The organism is Nitrospirales bacterium (assembly GCA_031315865.1).
Taxonomy (GTDB): Bacteria; Nitrospirota; Nitrospiria; order Nitrospirales; family UBA8639; genus JAGQKC01.
The window spans coordinates 2,610,293-2,635,068 of the sequence record JALDRJ010000002.1; the positions used below are offsets into that span (position 1 = coordinate 2,610,293).

The following is a 24,776-nucleotide window of genomic DNA, read 5'->3' on the forward strand; positions in this document are numbered from 1 at the left end:
TCTTTGTGGCGATGTGTTCTTCTGTCTTGATTTCCATGTTTATCATCTTAACCGCATTGAGTGAGGTGAGATATGAAAGAACAGTATCGAAAAGTCAAAACCATGGTGGAGCCAAAGACCGTTATGGAAGGAGCCGGTGTAAAACTTCGAAGAAGTTTAGGGGGAGAGGCGCTTAACTATCTCGATCCCTTTCTGCTTTTTGACCATTTTGGATCTAGGCATGCCGAGGATTATCGGGCGGGATTTCCGATGCATCCTCATCGCGGCATTGAAACGGTGACCTATATGTTGTCCGGTGAAGTGGAGCATCGCGATACGCTCGGCAATGCAGGAAAGATTGGCGCAGGCGATGTGCAATGGATGACGGCCGGAGGAGGGATTCTGCATGAGGAAATGCCACTGGTGCGTCCTGAAGGTAATGAGGGATTTCAGTTGTGGGTCAATCTTCCCGCTAAGCTCAAGATGACGAAGCCACGCTATCAAGATATTTCCGCTGAGAAAATTCCGGAAGTGACCCTGAACAGCGGGGCGAGCGTTCGAGTGATCGCTGGCAGCGTGGAGGGGACGGAAGGGGCGGTACGAGATATCGCGGCCAATCCGACCTACCTCGATGTCAAAGTGCCGGCGTCCGGGTCGTTTGTTCATCCGATTCCAGAGGGACATTCAGCCTTCCTGTATGTGTTCGAAGGAAATGGAACTATTCAAGACGGTGATAAGGAAGAGAACGTCAGTAGTCCGGCTTTCATCGTCCTGGATGAGGGGAATATGTTGAAGGTGGCTGCCCACGATAAGCCTGTACGATTCTTGTTGATCGCCGCCAAACCATTACACGAACCCATCGCCCGGTATGGCCCGTTTGTGATGAACACGCAGGCAGAGATTCAGCAAGCCCTGCATGATCTCAAGAATGGAACCTTTATCTGGTCGGAAGGAGGGACTCATGCCGGCTCAGTTTCCTCATGAGCAAACAGAAGACGGCGAATTCGTTCGGCAACGAGATGCGTTCCGGGATTGGATCACGGCGGATGGAAGTTCCGGCTATGCCGCCGACTCGGGACGCTATCATCTGTATGTGTCCCTGGCCTGTCCCTGGGCGCACCGGACCGTCATTTTGAGACAACTCAAAGGGCTCGAGAGCCATATCGGTATGACCGTCGTAGATCCTCTTCGTGATGATCGAGGGTGGGCATTCAGGGAAGGACCGGGGCACTCTGAAGATCCCGTCAATGGGTTTCAGTTTCTGAGCGAAGCCTATCGCACAACTGATCCGGCCTACCGGGCTCGTGTCACGGTGCCGGTCTTGTGGGACTGCCGTACCAAGAAGATCGTGAATAATTCAGAGGACGATATCATGCGAATGTTCAATGAAGCATTTACCCATCTCACTCACAATGAGCTGGATTTTTATCCGGAACCTCTTCGTGCACAAATCGACGATCTCAATGTATTGATCTACGAACATGTGAACGATGGCGTGTATCAAGCCGGATTTTCGACATCTCAGCAAGCTTATGAACGAGCGGTGCGCGTCCTATTCAAGACCCTCGATCAGTTGGAACATCGACTTTCGGATCAGCGGTATCTGTTTGGTTCACAGATCACGGAAACGGACTGGAAACTCTTCGTGACGTTAATTCGATTTGACGCCGTCTATCATGGGCATTTCAAGTGTAATCTCCGGCGGATCATTGATTACCCCAATCTCTACGATTACTTGAAAGACTTGTACCAACATGAGAGGATTGCCGAAACCGTGAATTTCGATCACATTAAACGGCATTATTACATCACACATGACGATATTAATCCCACGGGCATCGTTCCACTTGGGCCGGTGCAGGATCTGACCGCTGCGCATGGTCGTGAAACGTTAAGTTGACACATAGCCCAAAAAATTTCCTTCATCATCAACCCTTATAACCTTATAAAAGGAGACCGTATCATGAGTACGAACAATCAAGCACAAGCCGTGATCGATGGCATTTTAGCCGGAAAAATCCTAGAGACTTTTGATGCCTATTATGCTGACGATGTCGTGATGAGTGAGAATCGCACAGAGGAACGGGTCGGGAAAGCCAAAAACCGTGAGTACGAACTCCAATTTCTAGATAATGTGCAGGAATTTCATGGAGCGAGTGTCGGGAGAAAAATCATCGATGGCGATTTTGCGGCGGTCGAATGGACGTTTGACGTGACATTCAAGGGAGGAAAACACGTGGTGATGCACCAAGTCAGCGTTCAAACATGGAAGGATGGAAAAGTTGTGCGTGAAGATTTTTACCATGCATAGATTGGGTACAGAGCCACGATTGAGAATGGGAATGTGGTAAGGGCACCTCTAAAAACCAAGGTCTTTAGAGGTGTCTTTAAGCCAAGAAGTTCTCTGGACTGATTGATGTGTCTGGAAAGGCTCTAAGGATTTGACGGTCGACCGTCACCAATGTGACGCCTAAGTCTTCTGCGAGACTGACAAATTCTGAGTTATATGCCGAACATTCAGATTGTGCGGCAAGGTTCAGTACGCGATGTGAGACGACAGCATATTCCCGCCCAGTCATCCATTGTTCGGCCTCTTCAATGATTGCAATGGCTTGGCCAAGCACTAGATCATGATTTCTGACTAAGCCCATGAGCGTGTTGCGAAATTCTGAACGCCACAGAAGTGGCACAGCCCACTCAGGATCTTTTAGTACAACGGCCTCAGCTTGGTTCGTACGTTGTCCCTTGATGTAGAGATAGACGATGAGGTTGGTGTCTGCAACGATCATGGACGTCCCTCGGATTTCAATTTCAATAGCCTGTGATCCGTAAGGCGTGTTTTTTTCGGAACTTGCCGAATATCTCGTGCCCGTGCGATAAGGCTCTTAGGGTCGAGCGGAACACACTCAGCAGCTTGTTCTAAGCACCGAATGACTTCATGGTTGAGACTTCTTCGGTGAAGTGCTGCTTGGTCTTTGAGTTTTTGTACGAGTGGCTCTGGAATGTTTTTGACAGTCAACGTTGCCATTACGACCTCCATAGGAATTCATTTTAATTCCAAAATGGTACCATGAAGGCATTTTAGGGGCTCGTATCTTTGCAGTCAATGTGGACGTGCGAAGGTCCAAGAGGATATACGAGTGGTGATGCACCAAGTCAGCGTTCAAACGTGGGAGGATGGAAGAGTCATCCGGGAGGATTTTTATCACGCGTAAACCCGATAAATGCTGGGCTGAGGATCTTCGCGTTTTTTCATGAAGACGGCATCCTGTTTGATTGCCCTCTAATGGGTTTCTCCAACTTTGCTGTAAACGTTATAATGAGCCCATTAATCAGGTAGAAGCCAAAGGAGGGAATCATGAAACAGGTTGCCGTCATTCTATCGGGCTGTGGGTATTTGGATGGGGCGGAGATTACGGAAGCCATTAGTACATTGGTAGCCATCGGACAAAACGGCGCCGGGCATAAGGTTTTCGCGCCCGACAAGGACGTTGCTGAAACCAATCACATCACTCAAAAGCCGACAGGCCAGCAGCGAAATGCCATGCAGGAGGCGGCCCGTATCGCTCGCGGCGATGTGCAGCCATTGGAAAAACTTCACGCGCAGGATTTCGATGCCCTGGCCTTTCCCGGCGGCTTTGGCGCGGCACTTCATCTTTGTAACTTTGCCGAAAAGGGGAGTGCGGGGGACATTAATCCTGAAATAAAAAGAATCGTCAAGGAGTTTCATGAAAGCCGAAAGCCCATTGCCGCGATCTGTATCGCCCCGGCGATCATGGCGTTGGCTTTAGGGGAAAAAGGCGTCAATGTGACGATTGGTGATGATGCCGGAACGGCGACGGAAATCGAAAAAACCGGAGCCAAACACCACAATTGTGCCGTCGAAAAATTCGTGGTCGATCCGGATAAGAAAATCATCACCACACCTGCCTATATGTATGGAACTGCCAAACCCCACCAGATATTTGAAGGCGTAAGTGGAGCCATCACCGAACTCCTCAAGATGACGTAATTTGCCAGTTTTCATCTTCGTTGTCTTGAAAATACGTCGCAATCCTTAAGCGGTGGTCTCTTTGTTGGACAGATTTTCGGTGAAGCGTGTCAGTATCATGGACGTTCCTACGAGACTTATGTGAATACGAGCGCTGCATCGCTGAGAAGCTCTATGGCGCGCTCATTCAGTACTGGTATGCGGTGTTTGAGTCATGCGAGAGACGAAAAAAAGAGTTCGTTTGATGAGAAGTGCTTGGCCGTGAGAGTACCATGGAGATTGTGCTCAGTTTCCTTCATTCCATCAGAGAGGTGGAGTTTTACCTGTCGAGAAAGAACGCATCAACAAAAAAATTGACCCGGGTCCAAAGCAAGGTGGGGCTGAATACATCGCCGTCTGTGTGCCAGCCTTCTCGCCCGACATGGTTCACCGAGATCCCGAATAGCTCCTCGAAGCCTTTCGCTCACGTTCATCCTTCTATCAGACCACTGATCCTCCTCCCTGACCGATGTTGTCTTGACAAATAAGCCCCAATCCTTACGATAGTTCCTACGAAAACTGGAACAACACCAATACGATGTCCGAATTGACACTTATGAGGAAAGAGCCTAGAGCTCATAGCAAACAAAAATGTCAAGGCATTCAACAAGGGGAATCTCCCATTTTCCGTCGCCTCTTCCAGGGATGAGCGAGACAACAACGTTGCTCCTGCGTCCCTTTGTATTTGTTATCAGAGAGATGGGGACTCAACTGTCGAGGAATAATGCACTAACAAAAGATTTGACCCCCTTACCCCCTTACTGATGAAACAGGCGGGTCTTCAAGGGATCCCCGCCAAAAAGCATTGGCGAGGCCGCAAGGCGGGACAACGGCCTGAAGGGGTGAGTAACTAACTTACCCGCGATTTCTCAGCGACCGCCCCCAACACCAAATGGGTGACGGATATCACGTATATCCGCACCGCCGAGGGCTGGCTCTACTTGGCCGTGGTCTTAGACGTATGCTCTCGGCAGGTCATTGGCTGGTCGATGCAGCCGACGTTAGGGCGTGAGGTGGTGAGCCAAGCCGTACTCATGGCCGTCTGGCAACGAACATCATCTCAGTCCGTTGTACTCCATTCCGATCGAGGCACCCAGTATACGGCGCATGAATTTCAGGCGTTCCTGCACTACCATGGGATCGTCAGTAGTATGAGTGGCGTGGGCAATAGTTATGACAACGCCGTAGCCGAAAGCTTCTTTGGCTTACTGAAGCGCGAACGCGTCAATCGGCGACGCTATGACACCCGAGCCGACGCGCGGGCCGATGTGTTTGACTATATCGAACGGTTTTATAATCGCCAACGATGCCACTCCTACACGAACGGGGTGGCGCCTGCAGCTTATGGGAAGCAACCTCAAAACTCTTAACTCACCTGTCCACGAAACCGGGGGAAGACCACACTGACCTCTTTCTTGAGATCGCTCCTTTTATCAGCATTTCCATTCGCTGCCTAAAAGCATCTTCGATTTTTGTGCCGCAGAACACGATTCAGGTATTGCAAAGCGTACCTAAGCTTTCACTATAAAGGAATGAATGTTGTATGCTACACCCTGGGGTGTGGGGGAATGTGAGATGAGTGAAGCATGAAGGACAACGAAAAGAGCGTTTCGCTATGTTGCCCTTGGCCGAGTGGAATAGTATTGATAAGGATAAGAGGATGTAGATCTACTGAATCAAGCGTTCGTACTCATCATGAGTGCCAATCCAGACCCAAATGAAATCTGCACCATCCTCCACGGCAAGGGCTCGATGCGTAAGGCCAACTCGAGCCGACCAAAACGTTCCGACTTTCTTAAAGTGGAGGGAAGGGTGGAGGGGATTGTCTTTAAGTAATGCAAACTTCTTTCGCGCTAGCTGTTGCATCTCGTTTGAAAGTGCAGTGAAACACTTCCAGAATCGAGTAGTGGCCTTGTGCATTTAGAGGTCTTGAAGTCGCCCTTGAGCTTTTTCTGTTTTTGCTTCATTTTTGAGAAAGTCTAATCTTCCACCTGTAGTATCAGCTTCAAGCTCTTGATCCCATTGTTCCCAGTCCTTATTCGCGAACCACTCTCGGAGACGTGTGTAGTCCTCGGGGGGCAGAGAGTCAATAGCTGACTGGATTTCTTCTACTCGTGACATGATGATGACCTTATGAACAATATGTTGTCCTTGAGAAAGGGCAGCGTATTTTCACTCTGAGACACAGTGGAATTTTACCGTGCGACCACGTTGAGGACAAGACCTGACTAGGAAAAACATCCGATGTTAGAAAATCTTAGGAACTATGAGACTCAAGTGTTGAGTTCTCTTTTGCTGGCAGAATCTGGAGAGGACCGCCGTCTTTTAGTTCCTGATGCGTGATACTAACATACTTCCTTGACAAATAAGCCGCAATCTCTACGATAGTTTCTGCGAAAACTGGAACAACACCGATACGATGTCCGAATTGCCACTTATGAGAAAAGAGCCAAATTCTCATGAAAAGCAAAAATGTCAAGCCAGTCAACAACGGGAACATCCCATTTTCCCTCGTCTCTTCCAGGGATGAGAGAGCCAGTAACGTTGCCTCTTCGTCCTTTTTATTTGCCACCAGAGAGATGGGGACTCAATTGTCGAAGAATAATACACTAACAAAAGATTTGACCCCTTTAACAATTGTCTGAGCGATTTGACGGCCAATGACTGGGCGGGAAAATCAACAGCCTCGGCCAATGGCTGGCTGGATTCAACTCACGTAAAGGCTTTTGTTTATACTAATTTTCCCTTTCCTTCCACGACCTATGCTTTCGCCGTATCAGGCGATAACACCAAGGGTGGGGCAACCTTTACGACGAACGCCAATGGAGAGGGACCAGGGAATACGCAAAACTGGTTCGGAACCAATTATTTTGATGGAGGAAAGGAGTTTTAGTGCGGTCTAACCCAATGGTCTTCTACCCTTTGGAGAAATAGTTTAACTGGTGGTCATTGTAACGGATGGATCGATTCGACGACTTCTTTTGTGAGGCAGTATGGGAATACAAACAACACTACGGGGTGGCGATGGAATTTTGCAAGTTCGACTTGTGATACTACGAAACATCTTGTCTGCATGGTCCATCCGTCGCCCTAAGGATGGAAGGTTTATTCTTCCTTTCCCAGAAGCCATTTCTTCAACAAAGCATCAATCATTTCCCGCGCTTCGGAAATTTTCATAGGTTTTGGTGGCGGAAGACAGGGGTCTTTTCCGTGACGGGCCTGATCGCCAAGAGCCTTCTGGCTGTTGGCGGTCTGTTTAAAAAGACTGATTTTGTTTCTGGATGCCCATCCATTGGCGACCATAACATCTATAGGAACGTCCGACTCAATGACTTCAAAAAGTCTGTATAGTTTTACCCAATCAAGATCGTCTTCATTACGCAGCCGCAGGGCACGCTCAACGACTTCATGAGCGAGCGATTTTTTAAGGATGGCAGGGGCCGGATCGGCAGGACGTGACTCCTCTATGATTTTTCCGTCTTTGGAAATCACTATGGCCGAAACGGCCATGGAGGCGCTTAACTTCAGGACAACAGGATCAGGAGTGATGAAAATATTTTTCCCGCCGTTTTCTGTGATCTCGAAAACGGCCCCTGGTGATATTTTCTTTTCGGTTCCCAACAGAAGCCGTGCCATACCCGAAAGGGATTGAATGATTTTCTTTCCATGTTCACGGACGCTTTCCGCATCCGTGAATTTTGTAAAGACCGGACCGGTCAAAACAAAATGACCGTCTTTCTCCATGATGATCCATTCCTGATCTTCCAAAGCCTTCCCCAAAGCCCTCAGGACGGTTTCATCCCCTAATATTTCGACTTCCCAGGACATCTACAATTTCCCCGAACTTACCCCGATACTTTCCGAAAGGTTTTTATGCTCCCTAAATCAACATTTTCTCCATACATCAGGTCTGTTGCTGTTTTCATCATTAAATGGAAACATACCTGGGTAAACAGTTCTCCTTCGAATTTAAACCCCTGTTGATTTGCTGGATGCCAGGTTTTTTTATTTTTCTTACTTTGATGATGAATACGGCCCCTTAATTCCACAAAAAAATCAGATATTTCCCTAGGGCTCTTTCCTTCCAGGAATTCCTGATATTTTTGTTTTGAAATTCCTTGGAGGGATTGCATAATTTCCGAGTCATCGAGGACCTTTTGAATCGCCTCCTGCAATTCGGGAGATGCTTGGAATTTTTTCTTCACTTTATCTGCTTTAAATTGTCCATCCGAGAAAAGATATTCAAGCAGGAAATAGAAATCGTAGCAGGCTTCCAAATACCATCCATTCGCATAATCGTTTATTGCCTTGCGATAGAAAGTAAAGGGGACTTACCATTCGAAACAATCATAGCAAGCAACAATGGCCCGCTTCAAAATTTCGTGAGGTATTGGTCGATAGGGAATGATGGGCTCCCCAACATCTTTGCGGAAAGAAAAGATGTGGATTTTCTGTTTTTCTTCATCATTCTCAGCTATCCATTCGATTTCAGGGGAGCCTAATTGAATTTCCTCCATCCCAAAAAGGAAGGGGGTCAAGTCTTTTGTTATTGCATTCTTATTCGACAGTTTTCGGAAGCATCATTGATGACCTGCCTACTCTGTATCAGGTAGACCTTGTCGATCTCTCATCTGTTGGAGAAGAGTTCCGAGAAGAAATTCCTCAGCATGGAATCAGGTTGTGACCGTTCGGTTAAGCAGTTTAAAAAAGCTGTCCAACGACTGGATGATGTGCTTGCCGAGGCTGAGATTGATGTGAGCCGTGATGCGGCGATTCAACGTTTCGAATTTTGTTCCGAGTTAGCATGGAAATCAATTCAGGAACGTGCCAGAAGTGAAGACCTCGATTGTTATTCGCCCAAACAATGTTTACAGCTGGGGTTCAAAGTCTGTTGGAATCTGTCTGAGGTCATGTGAGTTATCATGAATCCAAGAGAATGCGTTGGTGAATGGCGCGTGGAAATTATTGATTTGAGGGCCTGAATGATCCTGAGAGAATGCCACCTGGAACCAAGAGCCGTTTCGGCGAGCTCAACCTGAACATGTGCCTGCCCTGTGTCTACAACAATTCGGTTCCATGCATGCGAGCGAACAGTTCCCAATCAAAAGGTTTGGGAGCCACTGAATGGAGGGGAATCGGTCGAATGGTCCAGGGCTCTCTGTAGGTTAACATGCATCCCACAACGTCTTCGGGTTGTTCGATCAAGCGCCGAATGGCTTCGTACGCGAACAGTTGCGCGATGGTTTTGTCGGCCGGGGTCGGAGCGGCTCCACGTAGCGTATGGCCAAGAATCGTGGCTTTGGTCGCCACGGAGAGGGGGTATACGCCTGCTCGTGTTTGAACATGCGTCCACTGAGAAATTCTGCCAGCGATATAGTCCACCAAGCCATGCACGCCTCCTTCAAGATGATGGCGATGCGGTGTACGTTCCGCCACGACAATCAGGTGACTTTTGTTCCTGACTCCCAACGTTTGTTTTAATGTTCCCAGGATGACGTCCTCGATATAGGCATCCGGGTCAGGATGCTCATTCACCAACAAGCCCTCCGCTCGTGCCTGGTAGGCACACAGTAGCGCGAGATGACCCGATCCCGCGCCCATGACTTCTACGAAAAATACACTGCCCATGGCTGCACTGGTGGCTTTCAGTGATTCAATGGATTGGTTGGCCAATGCGACCGCTGAATGGAGTCCGAGCGAGGTTGTTTCGGCGATATTATCGTCGATTGAGCCAGGTATGCCGACGACTTGTACGCCAAAGCGTTCGTGAATGGCGCGAGCGCCACGCATACTGCCGTCACCCCCAATCACGACTAAGGCGCCATCCTCCATGTACGGTTTGAGGTGATGAAGCGCGGCGCGTTGAACCTCCTCGTCTTTAAAGTCTTCAAAACGGCTACTGCCGATGGGACTGCTGGCATGATTACTCATCCCGCGCGTGTCTTCCTCCGTGACTAATCCAATCCAGTTATTCGCCAAGCCGAGAAAGCCATGTTGCACGAAGTAGACTTCAAGGCCGAATCGATTGCCGGTCACCCGAAGCTCTTTCAACGCCGCCCCGGCTCCGGCAAAATCACCTCCAGAGACCAAGGTGACAAGGCGTCGAATTTGGCGTGGTTTCAGAGTGACCTTTTGCCGACGATCGTGTTCGACGATTGTCCAGGCCTCCCGGGCGATTCGCTCTCGTTCCGAAAGGCCCACGGCTGTGGAGTAGCCGGAAATCTGCTCATGCTCATATGTCAGGAGGACGACGTTGTCCTGCCCCTCCTTGTAGGAACCAAATTCTGAAAACGCTTCGCTAAACGGACGAGGGTCTAGAAAGATTAACAGCGCACGCAGCGTTGAGCTGTGCGTATACAAGCATAAGACTTGCCCCTGATGCTGCTCACCCAACTGATGAAAGCCATCGACCAATTCGAGATAGAGTTCAAAGAACGAATGACCGCCCGGATAACTATAGAGCGGATGTTTGATCAGGCGCTGAGCGGTGGTTGAGTCGACCCCAAACGCCTTGGCGGCTTCTTCGATTTCGACGGTTTTCGGGATGCCGGTTGCCCACCCAAAGTCTTGTGATTCTAACGCGCGCTCAACAGCGGGGTGGGTTGTGGAGGCAGTTTTCGGAGAGAGGATCGACGCCACGCGTTCAAAGAGTTGATGCGTATTCGGACTGTGACTCACCATGTGGACAAAGGATTCCGGATCGAGGTAATTCTCTAAATGGAGGAAATCCAGTTGTGTGCCGACAAGGCCTACCGTTCGGGCAAGAGCCGTACCGATGGCCTCCGCTTTCGGGATTCCACGATCAGGGTCAAGCTCATTCTGGAATCGACGGCCCACCCGGTATTTTTTGCTGTCCAGGCGTGAGATGCCGTGGCGCATCGTAAAGAACAGGGTTCGGTCATGTAGGTCCCGGGGCATCAACCAATATCGATTGTCTCCTAAATCAAGAATGATGCGTCCTTCAGTCAAATTGGGCGTCATGTGTTCACGCGGTACAATAGCCACGGGACGGCGCCGTGTGGGTTTTTGGGTTTGGCCGATCGGAGCCTGCAATAAAGAAGACAGCTCTCCCTTTGCAAGGAGCTGGTTCCACGCAGCATAAAACACGAGGTCATCACCTTGGCATTCGTGCTGAATCAGTGAGGATCGTGCGTAATGGTAATCAGTGGCACTGGCAAAGTGAGATTGAGCCTTGTGGAGAAAGGCTCGGATGGCGTCCATAGCCTCCAGGACGCGTTGCGTTCGATGAGCCGGGACGGGCACAGGCCCGGGTCGCTCGACTCCGTCTATGGGTGTGTGCTGAATGATCGCTTCAGCGTAGGCCAGCAGCCCTTCGATGGTCACAAACTCCAGTTTTTCTCGTTCCAGACTCATGATGACGACCTCATCAGTTGGGCATTAAACAGTTGGTCTCATATTTCGCGTGATGGATAGTAATGGTTTTGATGAAACGGCGTAAAGAGAGGTATAGTGCTCTTACGTTCAATGAAGTTGGTGGGATGGATGCCCCTCTTCCCCCGGCCGGCTCTGATCGTCGGTCTAAGTGCCTGTGCTCTGGGGGGGCGCGACTGATGACCATGTTATAGAGACAAACGACGTCCGTATGCGACCAAAAACTCGAATTATCTGCACTATTGGGCCTGCGACCGAATCGTACGAGATGTTGCGCCAGATGTATGAGGCTGGCATGAACATCGTACGGTTGAATATGTCACATGGAGACCACGCCTCGCATGCGAGGGTCATCAAGTCCATCAAGACGCTGAATAAAAAAGTTCCGTTTCCCATCCCCATTCTCCTGGACACGCAGGGACCGGAAATCCGGACTGGAGACTTGGCCAATGATCTGAATTTACAACAAGGCGCGATCGTGTCCGTCTCGGCGCGAGGGCCGGAGCATGTCGAAGAAAGTTCTATTCACATTAATTATGCCGATCTCATCGACACGGTGAATGTCGGAGATAAAGTAACGGTGGACAATGGGTTGATTAATCTTGAAGTCCTTGAAAAACAGGACCGGATGATGCAATGCCGTGTCCTTGACGGAGGGATCCTCAAAAGCAAACGTCACGTGAATTTGCCTGGCATCCGGGTCAATCTTCCGGCGATTACCGCAAAGGACGAAAAAGATATTCTCTTTGGTCTTGCTGCTGATGTGGATTTCATCGCGCTGTCTTTCGTTCGACAAGCCGAGGATATCCGGCAGTTGAAACAGCTGATGGGTTCTAAAGTCGGCAAGACGAAAATCATCGCCAAGATTGAAGATCAGGAAGGGGTGCTCAACCAGGAAGCGATTATTCAGGAGTCAGATGGGATTATGGTGGCACGTGGAGATTTGGGGGTCGAAATCAACCTGGAGGATTTGCCCAACGTCCAGCGCACGCTCGTGCGCCAATGCGCGGAGTATGGGAAACGGGTCATTGTCGCCACGCATCTTCTGGAATCCATGATTCAGAATCCGATTCCGACTCGCGCTGAAGTCACCGATGTCGCCAACGCGATCTATGAAGAAGTCGATGCGGTGATGCTGTCTGGAGAAACCACCGTAGGGAAATATCCGCTGAAATGCGTCGAGCATCTGCGTAAAATCGCCGTGAAAACCGAGGCGATTCCCGGTTTACAATTTGCCAAGCGTCTCAAACCGTCGAGCAACAAACAGCAATTGGCCATCGCGGCGGTCCAATTGGCTGAAGGGGTACAGGCCAAAGGCATTGTGGTCATCACTCGGCGAGGGCTTATGGCTGATTTGGTTGCCAATTGCCGTCCACGCACTACCAATATTTATGCGTTTACCAATGTCAGTCAATCACGCCGAACGATGATGCTGAATCGTGGAGTCTTTCCGTTTAGGATAAGTTTTAGCTCGGATCCTGAAAAAACGTTGCAAACGGCATGCAGGATCTTACGAGCACGTGAACATTTTCAATCAGGGGAGAACGTCGTGATTATCTCTGATGTGCTGGCTCAACAACGGGTCGATTCCATCCAAATTCGGGAACTGCCATAAGACGGGAATAGCATAGATCGGCTTCGAATGTAATGATGAGTGGTTCGATTCTGTTGTTCGGCGCAACTTCGATGTTGGGGTATCACTTGGCGACTGTGTTTCCCCGCACGGTTCGACCGTTTATCTCTCCGGGGAATCGTTCGCCGTCTGTCCGTCGCTGGCCAGCGTTGAAACTCGATGATCCCACATGGATCGAAGGAATTTTTCAAAAAGCCCAGCCCGACGTGCTGATGTACTGTCATGCGGTCTGTGATGTCTCGAAATGCCAGTCTGATCCAGACTGGGCCTATGCGATCAATGTGCGGCAAGTTGAGCGGGTCATGACTGTTTTGCCCGATCGCACAAGATTGGTGTATGTCTCATCCGATCATGTGTTTGGTGGAGATGGGAGGTACGATGAGGCCAGCTCACCCTGTCCCATTAGTGTCTATGGAAGGACGAGAGTGGCCGCTGAACGCCAGGTGTTGTCGCGACCGGGCTCCCTGGTCATACGAACGGGTCTCGGGGTTGGAGATTCCCCGGACGGACGAACGGGACATCGGGATTGGCTCCGGTATCGAACCCTTCGGCAACTTCCGATTACGATCATTCACGATGAATATCGCTCTGCGGTGTGGATTCGTGATTTGGCTCGAAGAGTCAGGGCATTAGCCAGTAGCCGGGAAACAGGAATCCGTCATCTCTCTGCCACACGTGCCGTTTCCCGCGTAGAGTTGGCCGATCACTTGATGCAGCGTATGGGGTTGGTTCCTAACTTTAACATTGAGAGCCGCCACCAACAGCCCACGCCTCATATCGGACGAGTTGAATTGACGAGCCGGTATGGTGGAATTTTATCCTCACCTCTCGGGAGCGTCCTGGACTGCGAGCCGGCTGTCTAATGGAATCGTCGGCTTGGTGACATAGCCTCGTTTCTGACTCAAGTCGTGGATGGCGTCGATTCGTTTTTGTAATTCCGGATGAGTATCAAAATAATGAAGCACGTCAGGGCCTGACGCTCCTTCCTGTTTTTGTAAGACTTCAAACAGTTCTGTCGCGCCACCGACGTGACCATAGGAACAATTGAGAATCTCCAGGGCCGTTTCATCCGCCTGACTTTCACGACTTTGTGAATGTTGGGCCTGGCCCAGCGTGAGAGTGGACGCGAGCATTCGCGAGACGTCAGAATTGGATCCGGTGAAATACGTCACGAGCGCGGTGAGGACGAGGCCTCGTCCTAACGCTCGCAAATGGTCTCGATTTTTGAAATGGCCGAGTTCATGCGCCAGAACGAACGTCAGTCCATTCATGGATGGAAGACGGTTGAGGAGGGGAGCATAGAGAATGATATCGCCTCCAGGTAAGGCAATCGCATTGATCTCTTCCTTGTCGATAAGATGAACTGTCAGAGGGAACGGGATGTCGTGGCATTGGCCGAGTGACTCAACAAGATCCTGCACCCGTGCTTGAACGTCTGATTCCTGAGTCTTTCCAAAGGCAGCGCTGATGTCGATGTTCCGGAAAAGCCTGGCCTCAATCTCAGGAGAAATTGATTCGACGGCCGTGTCCACGAACAGGCCAAGAACCCACAGGCCGATCGCCGCAAGGCCGGCCACCCCAAGCAGAAGCGTCAGTAGTTCTCGGATGGGATGTTGATGAGAGACATTGTCGTTGTGTTCTGGAAGCGAAGGTTGATACTTCACTGAGGTGTTGAGTCTTGAGACGGAGGGTGGTGGTAAATGGCCGTGCCGTAGGCAAGCACTTCCACTGATCCGATTCGTTCACTGTCACCTTTGGAAATCGAAGAGGTTTCCAGTCGCAGGTTGATGATTTGGTTGGCATCGGCGCAACTTTCCTTGAGCCGTAAGATGGCTTCACGTCTCGCGCGGTCCAAGAGGGTTTCATAGGCCTGTATGCTGCCTCCGAAAATGTTCCGCAGGGTCGCTAAAAAACGTTTGAAGTAGTCGACGGAAATAACGACGTTTCCTTTGACGAGTTTTACCTGCGTGATGGGGCCTATGGCTCCTATCGGATGCTTGCTCGAAGTGGTGGGGAGATAGAGCAGGTGACGTTCACGCTCGTGAATCGATTGATAGTGACGGCTTTCGGCCATCCTTCCGAAGAAGTAGCCAAGCGCGATGAGCGTAGCCAGAATGGCCAGATCCATCATGATCGACTACTCCACCGTGACCGCTGTGCCATAGACATAAATTTCTGCGGCTCCCGCCGCCACCGAAGAAGTTGAAAATCGTACGTTCACGATCGCATTAGCGCCCATTTGTTGAGCTTGCGCTTTCATGCGCTCGATGGCTTCTTCGCGGGATTCGCCCAGCAGTTCCGTATACCCTTTCAGTTCGCCGCCGAAGATGTTCTTCAGACTCGCCATGATATCACGGCCGACATGTTTGGCGCGTACGGTGCTGCCGGAAACGATGCCATGACAGATCGTGATTCTTTTTCCCGGTACGTCCTCAATATTCGTGACAAACATAACAGCTCCTTCATATGGGATCGCGGAGATATCGTAACGCGTCTTGTCTCTCGCCTTGCGGCTTGACCACCTACGTATATTTCTTATTCGGTCGAGCGCCTTGAATAACCTAAGCAGAAAATTTCTGTGTTGGAGGGGAACTCTATCGTACGGGAAGGAGGAAATCTACTCACGAAGAGGCGTTTCGATCATGAAGTCCCGCAAAGCCTTCACTGTGTGGAGAAATATCCGCAATGATTACGTACCGTAATGGACCGCCGGCCCTGATCGCGTCGAACGGGAAACAGGTGATGAGCGCGAGGCGTGACAGCGTGGGATCCTGATAAATCCTGGCATGACGCACATCGACCACTTTCCTGTCCGAGATGGTGTATGAAATATGTTGCCCTTCGGGGAGCTCGATGCGCACGACGTCCCCCAATTGGATGTCTTTCAAAAAGCGAAAATGCGTGTCGCGATGTCCGTTGAGGATCGTGGTTCCTCGTTGACCCGGGAGCGGGCTGCTGGAAACATGCCCAGGTCCAAAAGCGAGTGTTCGACCACTGGCGTCAGCCAGGATGAACATGTCGATATCGTACCTTGGGGCCACTAATCGTGCGATCGGCCAAGTATCCGCCCAAGGCCAGGGCTGTACGTGGCGGTCTCCAGTTAACGTTTGAGCCCACGCTCGTTCTAAAAGATACTGCGCGAGATGGGCTTTTAAAAAGATCCATGTTCCGCTTCCAATATTCCAGCCTCCGGCTGCACACAGTATCAAAACGGCGAGTGTGAGGAATGCGCGGTTCATGTGCGAGCTCTACGCCATTGGTAGCTGACGAATGCCAGCAACAGGCAGGCTAACCCGACCACAAGATGCCATGGTCCTTCCGTCGCTCCTGCGGCAAGCCCAAAGATCTTTGTATAGTCCTGCCCGTAGGGCAGATTCGTTTTCATGGCGTGGGTATGCAGATTGTGGTCAGGTGTTCGACTCGGAGTGACATCGACCGCAACCAGGCTGGTATATCGCGAGACCAAATGGTGGTCCCGAGCCAGTTTGATGACCTGTTCGCGAATGGCCGGATCCTCCTGCCGATCCAGATGGCTGTCCAGTAGGGCTGTGATTCGCTGTCTGGCCCAGTAGACGGCCAGGCCTTGTCGTGGAGCAGCGTCGTTCAGACGAAGAAAAGTGTCCCAACTTCTAGGTCCGATCCTGCCTGTGATTCTGGCTTCGTGAACAGGGGTTTCGGTGCGGAACGCAAGCATCAGGGGCTCGCCCAGGTAAAGATCGGGGATGTGCTGTGGGACGATGGCCGCTTGAACGTTGCTCGGAAGCTGAAGCTCGATATCTGTGACGATAGGATGCTCGAGCTTTTCAAAGAGCTGGCCCATCTTTTCTTGCACTTCACGGTGATGTCCGATGTAGGTGAATGTGCCACGGCCAAACTTGGCGGCATGCCGCATGAAATAACTATTCGGCGCCGATCCAATCCCTACGGTGAACAAACGAGTGGGGCCGAGTTGTTGCTCAATGAGGCGAAATAATGCGGCCTCATTCCCGACTTGTCCGTCTGTGATGAAGATGACCTGCCTTAGCTTCGTGTGGGTCTCCCGAGTCTGGAGCGCCTGTTGAAGAGCCGGTAACATTTCAGTTCCGCCCTCGGCTTCGAGGCGCGCAATGTACCGAGCGGCTTGGCGGATCGCTTGGGGGGTAACCGGTTGAGTGGAAGGAAATAAGGAATGGGCATCGTGATTAAACTGGATGATGTTGAATCGATCTTTTGTCTTCAAGCGGGTGAGCGCGAGCTGCAACGCCAGCTTGGCCTGCTCGATGGACGTTCCATGCATGGAGCCCGACGTATCGATGACAAATGTGACATCGCGGCTGACAGTGAGTTGACTGGAAAACACGGGTGCTGGCGGCGTCACCATCAGAAGGAAGTAGGTATGTGTCCCATGTTGTTCCTGAAACATCGTAGCGTGTGGGGCATGACCGGCTTTGGGTTCCCAGGTCAATTCGAAGTCACGATCCGCTGGAATGTGATGTTCCTCAAGGCGAATCGTGTAGTGTTTGTCTTCGTGTTCTGTGTGTTCTGTTTGGTCAATGTCATGATACCGCGAGAAGACGCGAGCCAGGGGGAAGCCGGGAGCCAGTGTGATGGTGAGCGAGGTGGGGTTGAGAGGACCGTCTTGGGGTTCTTGAACGGGAGGAGTAATCCGTGATGCGTCCGGGACTTGGTCTGTATTCCTTGCCCAGCCATGTCCATCCGGCTCTGGGGAAAATGCCTGCCCAGTTGTTTCGGCTCCTGGAATATATCGAGGTCCAACCACCATGGGAAAGCGCAGGGAGAATTGCTCGCCTTCAACATGAACGGTTTCCTGGTATTCGATTTCGACACTGATGCGTTCGTTTGGTCCGATATTGGCGACTGATGTCGTGAATATATTCGCTCGTTCTTGTTCGATTAAGCTCGCTTTCTTTCCTTCGCCTTTGGCTTTCGCGTACGTCTTCCGCGCTTGAGCCCGTTCTTGAATCATGCCTTTAATCACCCGGTCTCCGATGCGCATGCGCAAATGATCAACGGCGGCTGTTTCCGGAAGCGGGAACACGTAGATCCCCTCCGCCCACTCAGACCCGGGGTTTTGAAACTCTTGCCGTACCGTCGACCTGGCGACAAGGCCGGTGACGAAGATATGGACATCGGTGCGTAACGTGGGGGCGGGGAAGAGGCGATCGTCCGTTGATGTCCGGAACAGCAGGGTTCCCTGAGTGACATCGTGGGGTGTTGTTTGCGCGTTTTCTTGGTCGCGTTTCGCATAAATCAGAGAATCGGTCCAGAGGGCGCTGACGAGTATGAGCGTCAACACCCAAAGGATTTGCCGATAGAGTTGCTTGATCGCATATTGGCGAGTCGGAAGTCTTCGGACGGGTCGAGACGGCTGCATGGCGTGTTCCTTTCACGGTCGATCTAGAGGTTTCGTAATCTGTCGAAACGCGGTCATTCCAGGGAAAGGAGCTGCGAAGCTGACCGGGTGGATGTCAGTTCGCAGCTCTCATGAAGACGCATTAGGGTTGGGGCGCTTCCTGGTCGGAGGATGAGGGAACTGAAGAGGCGTCAATTTCTTCAGTGAGCATGACCGTGGTCGTTGACGTATCCTCATCTGAGGACGTGTTTTCAGGAATGGCCACGTGCTCTTGAACCAGCTCTTCTGGTAAAAGTTCAGCCGTCTTCAAGGGCGAAGGAGGCTCGGATGCCATCGTCAGTTCATCGGCGCTCATGATGAGGTGCGCCCGGCGGTTTTGTCGAAAGCAGTCTTCAGATTCTTCCACACAGACCGTGATTTGAGAGCCGAAACTTTCAACCTCGATGGTATCCTCGTCCAAGCCTTCTGCCACAAGGTACGCCTTCACGGCTTCTGCCCGGCGCAGGCCTAACGTCCGGTTGTAGGTGTCCGTTCCCCTCTGGTCGGCATGTCCTTGGACCGTAATCTTGAGAGACTTCTGGTCTTTGATGGGTGAGATTTGCGTCTGAATGGCGGTTTTGGCTTCGTCGGAGAGCGAGGCTTGATCAAAGTTGAAATAGATGTCTGATTCCTTCAGAGACGATGTGGAGTCAGAGGCGGGTATGTCCGGTTCGAACGAAACCAGGGTGGTGTCCTCTTGCAGGTCCGAGCTCACCTCGTTTGCGGATGTGGGTGAAGGGGACGAAGATTGAAGCACTCGTGAGACTTCCTGACTGTCTGCCGGCCTGGACGCAATGGCCTGGGATGGCTCATGATCCGAGACCAGCCACATGCCGCTGACCCCAAGCGTCAGCACCAGGAGGCTGGAGCCCAGAATGAGAATTTCCTTTGAGGATGTTTCTTCTCCGGAAGGCTGTTTTGCGGCTTGTTCCGGTGAAGCGTTTTTTTGATTGGGTGAATGATGAGTGTTTGGTCGCATTGGAACCTCCATAACGTTAATGTGTTGTCGTAAGAGCTGTGCATTGCGATCGGCCGATCTGACTTTATTGTCAGGGGCCCTCTGGATGAGCCTGCGAAAACTGATTGATTAACCTCCTTTCCGGTGATTCGCGGGCATGGCCGATTGGCAAGGTGGTAGAGCAATGGAAGTGCCACGGTAAATTTCAAAAAATATTTGAAATTACAATGACTTATGGAAATTGTCGCTGCGTGGATTGTTGTGCGTTGCGTGGAATGCTGAGGGGCATGCGTGGCTATCCACGCATGGAAAAAGAGGGTACTGTTAGCAAATTTTGTATAGCGTACGTTCCATCTTTAAAAAGGGGTGATACACGTGAAACGGAGGCCTGCGGGATCACACGAACTCATTACCATCACAGGGAAACGGGCCAATGCTGTCTTGTTGGCAGAAGGCGATTGGAAAGCGATAGAGGAAACCCTCTATCTTCTCTCTATTCCGGGTATGCTGACGTCGATTCAAAAAGGCATGAAAACGCCAATTAAAAAGTGTGCCAAGGATTTGAAGTGGTGATGGGTATGGATGAGACGCAAGCACCCTGAAGGCCTGTCGTCCTTAATGATCGGTGCTTCCGGAATTGGCTTTTTCTTCATGTCGGTTTCCGATGAGATCGCGCTCCTGGAGGAGGCGCGAAAGGATGGTCACGGCTTTGTGTTGTCGCTCTAAGATACGATTGAGTTGACTGAGCAGATCGAGGAGATGGTCCAACTCATGGAGTCCAATGCTGCTGGTCGTGCCTCGCCGTAATAGCCGATCCTTGATTGTTTGGTACTGTTGTTCGATCGAGGTAAATCGCTGTTCGATGGAGGTTGAACTCAGCTTACCTGACCGTAAATGAATGCGGGATAAAAAAATGGCGACCGTTCGCTGATACGCGCTCAGTTCTTGTTTGAGCGATGGATCGCTCAAACGTTCTACTGCCGTGTGTAATCCGACGATGTCTTCCAGCAGATCTGTCCCTTCGGCCACATAATGCATGGCTCGCAACGTCTTGGTCAGTATGACGGACTCATGGTCATTCAATGGAAGTCTTTGAGTTGTGACCATGAAGGTGCCAACCGTTTCAATCAGTTGGGTGATCATGTCCTTTCTCCCTTGAAGTCGCCGACTGTACTCCTTCCCCTGCATGAATACCGACGCGGCCGTTTCACGCGCCAATTCTCCAATACGATCGACCTCCATGAGTAAGGCATTCAAGGCTAAGGCTGGGGTGGCCGTCACGGTTCCATCAAGGTATTTGGGCCGGCCTTCATCTTCCTCTGCCGTACGGTATTTCGTGCGCAGCCAAGCCACCAAGCGTTTGGTCATGGGCCAAAGGAGAATCACGCCCATGATGTTAAATGTTGTGTGAAACAGCGCTAAGACCACGCTCGGTGTATCCTCGAGCCGTAACACTCGTCCGGTTTCAAGGATAAGCCAGATAAGAAGGGGAAGGATCATGAGTGCGACCACCCCCGTGAAAGCATTAAATATGATATGGGCCGCCGCGACGCGTTTGGCATTGGGCGTTGCGCCGATGGACGTGAAGAAAGCCGTGGAGGTTGTGCCGAGATTTGCCCCAATCACCATGGCGGCAGCGCTCGGTAAGGCCAGCATGCCGCCACTGGCTGCCGTCAGGGTCATAGCAATCGCAGCGCTCGACGACTGTGTGAGCACCGTTAGAAGGAATCCGATCCCGACCAGAAGGATGACTCCTATCACTCCGAGTTCTGAAACGATGGCGAGGCTAAACGACGTGGAAATAGACTGAAACGCAGTCTTGAGGGTATCGATGCCGATAAAGAATAGGCCAAAGCCGGCCAGGACTTGTCCAATCGCGCCTTTTCGTGCGGTTGGAAAAAAGAACCAAGTGGGGACGCCGATACCGATCATGGGGAGCGCAAACAGTTCGACTTTGATGTTGAACCCCAATGCCGCGACAAGCCAGGCGGTCATCGTGGTGCCGATATTCGTTCCGTAGATCACCCCAACTGCTTGAAAGAGGCTGAGAAGTCCGGCATTCACAAAACCGATGGTGGCGACGGTCACCGCGCTCGATGATTGCACAAGGGCTGTCAGTAGACAGCCTGTCGCAATGCCCTGAGCAGGGGTTCTCGTCCAGCGTCCGAGAATGTTTCGCAAGGCATCGCCACCGGCAAGCTTTAAGCCGTCGGTGATAAATTTCATGGCAAGGAGGAATAAGCCGATCCCTCCGGCCAATTGCCCCATGATGATCGCGATCGTTTGGACTCCTTATCGGAAGTAGAGAAGATATTTGAATGGAATATTTATCTCTTGAAATTCTACCTCATTTCCCAAGCCAGAATGCACGGCTGGATCTTTATGCGTAACGGGGAAGATCAAGGCACATTTGACCTTGCTTGAATTCAGGATAAGAGAGGCTTTTAAATGAAAAGAAAACGAGGAGTGTTCTTTTTGATTGATCGAGAAAATCCCCTGTGAGGGGAACGACGGGTGAGATTAATAGCTGGCGTAATCGTCGATGTGACCTTGCTCATCATCCAGGTCAGGCTCTTTGAGGTCTTTACCCGTTCGGTACATCATCTCTAACCGCCTGACTTCGGTGGCTCTTCGTTGCCGTTCTTCTAGGAGCATAGACACGATCGCGTTCCAAAAGGCTACCTCTTCGGCAGAGCCTTCAGTCAGCCGCTGGTCACGCCATTCTGTCGCAAATCGTGTGTAGACACGAATTTCGCAGTCATCGAAACTTTTGAGAGATTGAGCGAGATCTCGAACTGCGTTCATATCGGATCCTATCTTCTTCGGCGACACGAATGGTTCGGACAGTTTCCCCTGAGCCCTCACTGTGTAGTATCGGTTCTTTTACATGGAAATCTTTACCCAAAAAGGCGATAATAGTCAAAATGTTGATATGTGTGTCGTCTGTGACAAATGGCGCTCAATCGTGAAAGACCCGACGCGTGGTTGGAGTCGTGGGAAAATTTTGAAACAGGAGACAAATATGAAACCTCAATGGGTCATCCTCTCACTATTAATCGGTGTGCTGGGAATGGGGGGATGTGGTGAAGATCCTCAACAATTGTTCGATACTGCACAATTCGAAGAACAGCAGGGGAATCGAGCGCATGCGAAACAATTGTATGAACAGATCATTCAACTGAATCCGGATGGCGAACTTGCCCAGAAGTCGAAGGAACGATTGGCCGAACTCAAGCCATAAGGAACAGGGTTATCTGGCATGTTCGGTTTACGTAGCAGACCGGCCTGTTCTTTTCGAGAGCATGTTTGTTTCTAGGACCAAAATTCATCAGGGGAATGAGAAAGAACGAAGGGATAACGGCTAGAAGCGAGAAGTAGAATGGGCTACTCTTCGTCAGGGTCGTGGCCGGTTCGGTACATATACTCGAGCCGACGGATCTCTCCTTCTCGTCGCAGGCGTTCGTCGATGCAGAGGTTCACGACGGTGTTCCAAAATCCTGCCTCAGCCATGGCCCCGGCCTCGAGCCGTTGATCACGAAATTCTCCGGCGAAGCAGGTATAATGGTTCAAATCGACGTCGTTAAAGTCCCGAAGAAAGGTGGCAAAGTCGTTGGCTGAACTCATGCGAGATTCCTTATTGATAACCGATTACCAGGTATATCGGTCATCAATTACCTCATTCTTGAGTCGCTGTTCCTTGACGGGAATCATCTCTTCCACTTCATCTCACTGACTCTTCACGGACTCTTGAACTGGTTCGCCATGACGTGGTGAATTGCCGTCCATGCGGTGCTGGCCGTTGTCTCATGATCTTTCTTGTTGTGGCATGATATTGAAGGCTCTGTGGTCATTTTGATGAGTTGACCGAAGGTCACCTCCCCAACCCCGCCACACTGCTTCGAACGTTTCTCCAAGGGTTTCGGTGAGACTGGCCGTGTGCCATTAGTTATGCACCACCCGTATTGTCTTCCTGGCTGTCGACGGGCATCCTTGTTTTCTCTGTTCTCTTTCGTCCTGCATTTGTGAGGTAAATTACATTCTTGGAAGAAAGTGAGAAATTGGGTTACTCTACCGTTAAACGGGCGCAGCTAAGCACAGAAGAATTTGTCTAGAGGAGGTCATGGATAAGACTCGCAAGCTGATTCTCGTGGCGCTAGTCGTCTTGGTCTCGGTGGGGGCCTATCTTTTCATGGCACAGCGAATGACGACACGTCCGCCCATTAAGGTTGGCATTCTTCATTCATTGACTGGGACCATGTCGATCAGTGAACGGTCTGTCGTGGATGCCACGATGTTGGCCCTGGAAGAAATCAACCAATCCGGCGGGGTTCTTGGACGGAACATTCAGGCTATCGTCGTCGATACGGGTTCGAACGCTTTGCAATTTGCTGACGAAGCCGAACGGTTGATCGACGCGGAGAAAGTCAGCGTTCTCTTCGGGTGTTGGACTTCAGCGAGCCGCAAGGTCGTCAAAGAAGTCGTGGAACGTTTCAACCACCTCTTGTTCTACCCAGTGCAGTATGAAGGGCTGGAGCAATCCCCCAACATCATCTATACCGGTGCTGCGCCAAACCAGCAGATCATTCCGGCCGTGAAGTGGGCTTTTGATCATCTGGGAGATCGTTTTTATTTAGTGGGTTCGGACTATGTGTTTCCCCGCACCGCCAATGCCATGATCCGGGATCAGGTAGGGGCTCTTGATGGGCATATCGTGGGCGAACGTTATGTCCCACTCGGGGGTAGACATTTCGAAAGTATTGTCATGGAGATTCTGGAGGCACAGCCAGACGTGATCATGAATACGATTAATGGAGATAGCAATACGTCATTTTTTCTTGCACTTCGCATGGCTGGCGTGACCCCTGCTCATATTCCGACTCTCTCATTTAGTATGGCCGAAAATGAACTGTTATCGCTGGATTCACGAATGATGGCCGGAGATTACGCGGCATGGAACTATTTTCAAGGTATTCGCGACGCGCGCAATTTGGATTTTGTCGAGAAGTTTCAACGAAAATTCGGGCCTGGTCGAGTGACAGCCGATTCGATGGAATCCGCCTATTTTAGTGTGTACCTTTGGGCCCAGGCGGTCCGTGACGCGCAAACTGACGATGTCGCGATCGTCAATCAGACCATCCTGGACCAAAGTTTTGCGGCCCCGGGAGGTATCGTGTATGTCGATTCCAGTACGCGGCATACCTGGAAAACGGTACGGGTCGGAAAGATTCGTGAAGATGGGCAGTTCGATATTCTGTGGACTTCGGATCATCCGATTCGACCCGTTCCGTTTCCAACCTATCGGACGCAATCTGAATGGGAAGAGTTTCTTCAAAGACTGTACCGGGGGTGGGGCAATCAATGGGCCGCCACGCTGCCTAACCCAGGGGAATGA

General features: G+C 50.9%; 26 protein-coding genes and 1 pseudogene. 11 read left to right on the forward strand and 16 right to left on the reverse strand.

From position 1 onward, the window contains the following. The first annotated feature begins 72 nt into the window (after window positions 1–72). From MRJ96_11875 to MRJ96_11885, 3 genes are all read left to right on the forward strand, one after another. Window positions 73–963: a pirin family protein gene (locus tag MRJ96_11875; GenBank protein MDR4502139.1), complete on the forward strand. Its 891-nt coding sequence runs from the start codon at window positions 73–75 to the stop codon at window positions 961–963. After that, complete coding sequence (locus MRJ96_11880) at window positions 941–1,879, forward strand: glutathione S-transferase family protein (protein ID MDR4502140.1); 939 nt, start codon at window positions 941–943, stop codon at window positions 1,877–1,879. The genes MRJ96_11875 and MRJ96_11880 overlap by 23 nt, the downstream gene beginning before the upstream one ends. A gap of 63 nt (window positions 1,880–1,942) precedes the next feature. Beyond that, a complete protein-coding gene (locus MRJ96_11885; GenBank protein ID MDR4502141.1) occupies window positions 1,943–2,290 on the forward strand; it encodes a nuclear transport factor 2 family protein in 348 nt (115 codons plus the stop codon). A 76-nt stretch (window positions 2,291–2,366) separates the two neighbouring features. On the opposite strand, the gene MRJ96_11890 is transcribed toward MRJ96_11885, so the two are convergent. After that, entirely contained in the window at window positions 2,367–2,768 is a 402-nt protein-coding gene (locus tag MRJ96_11890; GenBank protein MDR4502142.1) for a type II toxin-antitoxin system VapC family toxin, read from the reverse strand. Next, a complete protein-coding gene (locus tag MRJ96_11895; protein MDR4502143.1) occupies window positions 2,765–3,007 on the reverse strand; it encodes a hypothetical protein in 243 nt (80 codons plus the stop codon). Before MRJ96_11895 ends, MRJ96_11890 begins: the two co-directional genes overlap by 4 nt. Before the next feature lie 330 nt (window positions 3,008–3,337). On the opposite strand from MRJ96_11895, the gene elbB reads away from it, so the two are divergent. Beyond that, entirely contained in the window at window positions 3,338–3,991 is a 654-nt protein-coding gene (elbB, locus tag MRJ96_11900) for an isoprenoid biosynthesis glyoxalase ElbB (protein MDR4502144.1), read from the forward strand. A gap of 893 nt (window positions 3,992–4,884) precedes the next feature. Beyond that, window positions 4,885–5,379: pseudogene (locus MRJ96_11905) on the forward strand (IS3 family transposase). 298 nt (window positions 5,380–5,677) lie between these two features. Here MRJ96_11905 and MRJ96_11910 read toward each other — a convergent pair. From MRJ96_11910 to MRJ96_11925, 4 genes are all read right to left on the reverse strand, one after another. Beyond that, window positions 5,678–5,875 carry a hypothetical protein gene (locus tag MRJ96_11910; GenBank protein MDR4502145.1) on the reverse strand — a complete coding sequence of 66 codons (198 nt, stop codon included), beginning with the start codon at window positions 5,873–5,875 and terminating at the stop codon, window positions 5,678–5,680. Between the two features lie 54 nt (window positions 5,876–5,929). Beyond that, window positions 5,930–6,130, reverse strand: a complete 201-nt coding sequence (locus MRJ96_11915) for a hypothetical protein (protein MDR4502146.1) — start codon at window positions 6,128–6,130, stop codon at window positions 5,930–5,932. A 984-nt stretch (window positions 6,131–7,114) separates the two neighbouring features. Continuing rightward, a complete protein-coding gene (locus MRJ96_11920; protein MDR4502147.1) occupies window positions 7,115–7,837 on the reverse strand; it encodes a hypothetical protein in 723 nt (240 codons plus the stop codon). Window positions 7,838–7,854: 17 nt separating this feature from the next. After that, window positions 7,855–8,286, reverse strand: coding sequence for a hypothetical protein (locus MRJ96_11925; GenBank protein ID MDR4502148.1), 432 nt, complete (start codon window positions 8,284–8,286; stop codon window positions 7,855–7,857). A 339-nt stretch (window positions 8,287–8,625) separates the two neighbouring features. Here MRJ96_11925 and MRJ96_11930 point away from each other — a divergent pair, with 339 nt between their 5' ends. Beyond that, a complete protein-coding gene (locus MRJ96_11930; GenBank protein MDR4502149.1) occupies window positions 8,626–8,925 on the forward strand; it encodes a nucleotidyltransferase substrate binding protein in 300 nt (99 codons plus the stop codon). A gap of 142 nt (window positions 8,926–9,067) precedes the next feature. On the opposite strand, the gene MRJ96_11935 is transcribed toward MRJ96_11930, so the two are convergent. Then, window positions 9,068–11,383: a 6-phosphofructokinase gene (locus tag MRJ96_11935; GenBank protein MDR4502150.1), complete on the reverse strand. Its 2,316-nt coding sequence runs from the start codon at window positions 11,381–11,383 to the stop codon at window positions 9,068–9,070. A 229-nt stretch (window positions 11,384–11,612) separates the two neighbouring features. On the opposite strand from MRJ96_11935, the gene pyk reads away from it, so the two are divergent. Both pyk and MRJ96_11945 read left to right on the forward strand, forming a co-directional pair. Further along, window positions 11,613–13,016, forward strand: coding sequence for a pyruvate kinase (gene pyk / locus MRJ96_11940; GenBank protein ID MDR4502151.1), 1,404 nt, complete (start codon window positions 11,613–11,615; stop codon window positions 13,014–13,016). Window positions 13,017–13,051: 35 nt separating this feature from the next. Then, window positions 13,052–13,897: a sugar nucleotide-binding protein gene (locus tag MRJ96_11945; GenBank protein ID MDR4502152.1), complete on the forward strand. Its 846-nt coding sequence runs from the start codon at window positions 13,052–13,054 to the stop codon at window positions 13,895–13,897. Here MRJ96_11945 and MRJ96_11950 read toward each other — a convergent pair. The 6 genes from MRJ96_11950 to MRJ96_11975 form a co-directional block, all read right to left on the reverse strand. Then, on the reverse strand, window positions 13,856–14,698 hold the full coding sequence (locus tag MRJ96_11950; GenBank protein ID MDR4502153.1) for a M48 family metallopeptidase: 843 nt from the start codon (window positions 14,696–14,698) through the stop codon (window positions 13,856–13,858). The two genes, MRJ96_11945 and MRJ96_11950, sit on opposite strands and share 42 nt — an antisense overlap. Continuing rightward, entirely contained in the window at window positions 14,695–15,165 is a 471-nt protein-coding gene (locus MRJ96_11955; protein MDR4502154.1) for a YbjQ family protein, read from the reverse strand. Before MRJ96_11955 ends, MRJ96_11950 begins: the two co-directional genes overlap by 4 nt. A 6-nt stretch (window positions 15,166–15,171) precedes the next feature. Beyond that, window positions 15,172–15,486: a YbjQ family protein gene (locus tag MRJ96_11960; protein MDR4502155.1), complete on the reverse strand. Its 315-nt coding sequence runs from the start codon at window positions 15,484–15,486 to the stop codon at window positions 15,172–15,174. 169 nt (window positions 15,487–15,655) lie between these two features. Further along, complete coding sequence (locus tag MRJ96_11965; protein ID MDR4502156.1) at window positions 15,656–16,273, reverse strand: class GN sortase; 618 nt, start codon at window positions 16,271–16,273, stop codon at window positions 15,656–15,658. Continuing rightward, window positions 16,270–18,408, reverse strand: a complete 2,139-nt coding sequence (locus MRJ96_11970) for a marine proteobacterial sortase target protein (protein ID MDR4502157.1) — start codon at window positions 18,406–18,408, stop codon at window positions 16,270–16,272. The genes MRJ96_11965 and MRJ96_11970 overlap by 4 nt, the downstream gene beginning before the upstream one ends. 121 nt (window positions 18,409–18,529) lie before the next feature. Continuing rightward, window positions 18,530–19,405: an OmpA family protein gene (locus MRJ96_11975; GenBank protein ID MDR4502158.1), complete on the reverse strand. Its 876-nt coding sequence runs from the start codon at window positions 19,403–19,405 to the stop codon at window positions 18,530–18,532. A 354-nt stretch (window positions 19,406–19,759) separates the two neighbouring features. Here MRJ96_11975 and MRJ96_11980 point away from each other — a divergent pair, with 354 nt between their 5' ends. Next, window positions 19,760–19,957, forward strand: a complete 198-nt coding sequence (locus tag MRJ96_11980; GenBank protein MDR4502159.1) for a type II toxin-antitoxin system prevent-host-death family antitoxin — start codon at window positions 19,760–19,762, stop codon at window positions 19,955–19,957. A gap of 42 nt (window positions 19,958–19,999) precedes the next feature. Here MRJ96_11980 and MRJ96_11985 read toward each other — a convergent pair whose 3' ends face one another. After that, window positions 20,000–21,652, reverse strand: coding sequence for a Na/Pi cotransporter family protein (locus MRJ96_11985; GenBank protein ID MDR4502160.1), 1,653 nt, complete (start codon window positions 21,650–21,652; stop codon window positions 20,000–20,002). A gap of 252 nt (window positions 21,653–21,904) precedes the next feature. Beyond that, the gene (locus MRJ96_11990; protein MDR4502161.1) at window positions 21,905–22,189 is read right to left on the reverse strand and encodes a hypothetical protein; all 285 of its coding nucleotides are present in this window, start codon (window positions 22,187–22,189) and stop codon (window positions 21,905–21,907) included. Window positions 22,190–22,406: 217 nt separating this feature from the next. On the opposite strand from MRJ96_11990, the gene MRJ96_11995 reads away from it, so the two are divergent. Continuing rightward, window positions 22,407–22,625 (forward strand): hypothetical protein, encoded by a 219-nt coding sequence (locus tag MRJ96_11995; protein ID MDR4502162.1) that lies wholly within the window; start codon window positions 22,407–22,409, stop codon window positions 22,623–22,625. A 143-nt stretch (window positions 22,626–22,768) separates the two neighbouring features. Here the strand turns inward: MRJ96_11995 and MRJ96_12000 are convergent, their stop codons facing one another. Beyond that, the gene (locus tag MRJ96_12000; protein MDR4502163.1) at window positions 22,769–23,008 is read right to left on the reverse strand and encodes a hypothetical protein; all 240 of its coding nucleotides are present in this window, start codon (window positions 23,006–23,008) and stop codon (window positions 22,769–22,771) included. Window positions 23,009–23,504: 496 nt separating this feature from the next. On the opposite strand from MRJ96_12000, the gene MRJ96_12005 reads away from it, so the two are divergent. Then, a complete protein-coding gene (locus MRJ96_12005; GenBank protein MDR4502164.1) occupies window positions 23,505–24,776 on the forward strand; it encodes an urea ABC transporter substrate-binding protein in 1,272 nt (423 codons plus the stop codon).

What these genes read in the sequence shown, in the direction of transcription:
- MRJ96_11955 (MDR4502154.1), bottom strand. Translation starts at nt 15,165, where the DNA reads ATGATGGATCTGGCCATTCTGGCTACGCTCATCGCGCTTGGCTACTTC.
- MRJ96_11960 (MDR4502155.1), bottom strand. Translation starts at nt 15,486, where the DNA reads ATGTTTGTCACGAATATTGAGGACGTACCGGGAAAAAGAATCACGATC.
- MRJ96_11875 (MDR4502139.1), top strand. Translation starts at nt 73, where the DNA reads ATGAAAGAACAGTATCGAAAAGTCAAAACCATGGTGGAGCCAAAGACC.
- MRJ96_12005 (MDR4502164.1), top strand. Translation starts at nt 23,505, where the DNA reads ATGGATAAGACTCGCAAGCTGATTCTCGTGGCGCTAGTCGTCTTGGTC.
- MRJ96_11945 (MDR4502152.1), top strand. Translation starts at nt 13,052, where the DNA reads ATGAGTGGTTCGATTCTGTTGTTCGGCGCAACTTCGATGTTGGGGTAT.
- MRJ96_11935 (MDR4502150.1), bottom strand. Translation starts at nt 11,383, where the DNA reads ATGAGTCTGGAACGAGAAAAACTGGAGTTTGTGACCATCGAAGGGCTG.
- elbB (MDR4502144.1), top strand. Translation starts at nt 3,338, where the DNA reads ATGAAACAGGTTGCCGTCATTCTATCGGGCTGTGGGTATTTGGATGGG.
- MRJ96_11920 (MDR4502147.1), bottom strand. Translation starts at nt 7,837, where the DNA reads ATGTCCTGGGAAGTCGAAATATTAGGGGATGAAACCGTCCTGAGGGCT.
- MRJ96_11890 (MDR4502142.1), bottom strand. Translation starts at nt 2,768, where the DNA reads ATGATCGTTGCAGACACCAACCTCATCGTCTATCTCTACATCAAGGGA.
- MRJ96_11995 (MDR4502162.1), top strand. Translation starts at nt 22,407, where the DNA reads ATGAAACCTCAATGGGTCATCCTCTCACTATTAATCGGTGTGCTGGGA.
- MRJ96_11880 (MDR4502140.1), top strand. Translation starts at nt 941, where the DNA reads ATGCCGGCTCAGTTTCCTCATGAGCAAACAGAAGACGGCGAATTCGTT.
- pyk (MDR4502151.1), top strand. Translation starts at nt 11,613, where the DNA reads ATGCGACCAAAAACTCGAATTATCTGCACTATTGGGCCTGCGACCGAA.
- MRJ96_11975 (MDR4502158.1), bottom strand. Translation starts at nt 19,405, where the DNA reads ATGCGACCAAACACTCATCATTCACCCAATCAAAAAAACGCTTCACCG.
- MRJ96_11985 (MDR4502160.1), bottom strand. Translation starts at nt 21,652, where the DNA reads ATGGGGCAATTGGCCGGAGGGATCGGCTTATTCCTCCTTGCCATGAAA.
- MRJ96_11970 (MDR4502157.1), bottom strand. Translation starts at nt 18,408, where the DNA reads ATGCAGCCGTCTCGACCCGTCCGAAGACTTCCGACTCGCCAATATGCG.
- MRJ96_11895 (MDR4502143.1), bottom strand. Translation starts at nt 3,007, where the DNA reads ATGGCAACGTTGACTGTCAAAAACATTCCAGAGCCACTCGTACAAAAA.
- MRJ96_11910 (MDR4502145.1), bottom strand. Translation starts at nt 5,875, where the DNA reads ATGCAACAGCTAGCGCGAAAGAAGTTTGCATTACTTAAAGACAATCCC.
- MRJ96_11915 (MDR4502146.1), bottom strand. Translation starts at nt 6,130, where the DNA reads ATGTCACGAGTAGAAGAAATCCAGTCAGCTATTGACTCTCTGCCCCCC.
- MRJ96_11885 (MDR4502141.1), top strand. Translation starts at nt 1,943, where the DNA reads ATGAGTACGAACAATCAAGCACAAGCCGTGATCGATGGCATTTTAGCC.
- MRJ96_11990 (MDR4502161.1), bottom strand. Translation starts at nt 22,189, where the DNA reads ATGAACGCAGTTCGAGATCTCGCTCAATCTCTCAAAAGTTTCGATGAC.
- MRJ96_12000 (MDR4502163.1), bottom strand. Translation starts at nt 23,008, where the DNA reads ATGAGTTCAGCCAACGACTTTGCCACCTTTCTTCGGGACTTTAACGAC.
- MRJ96_11965 (MDR4502156.1), bottom strand. Translation starts at nt 16,273, where the DNA reads ATGAACCGCGCATTCCTCACACTCGCCGTTTTGATACTGTGTGCAGCC.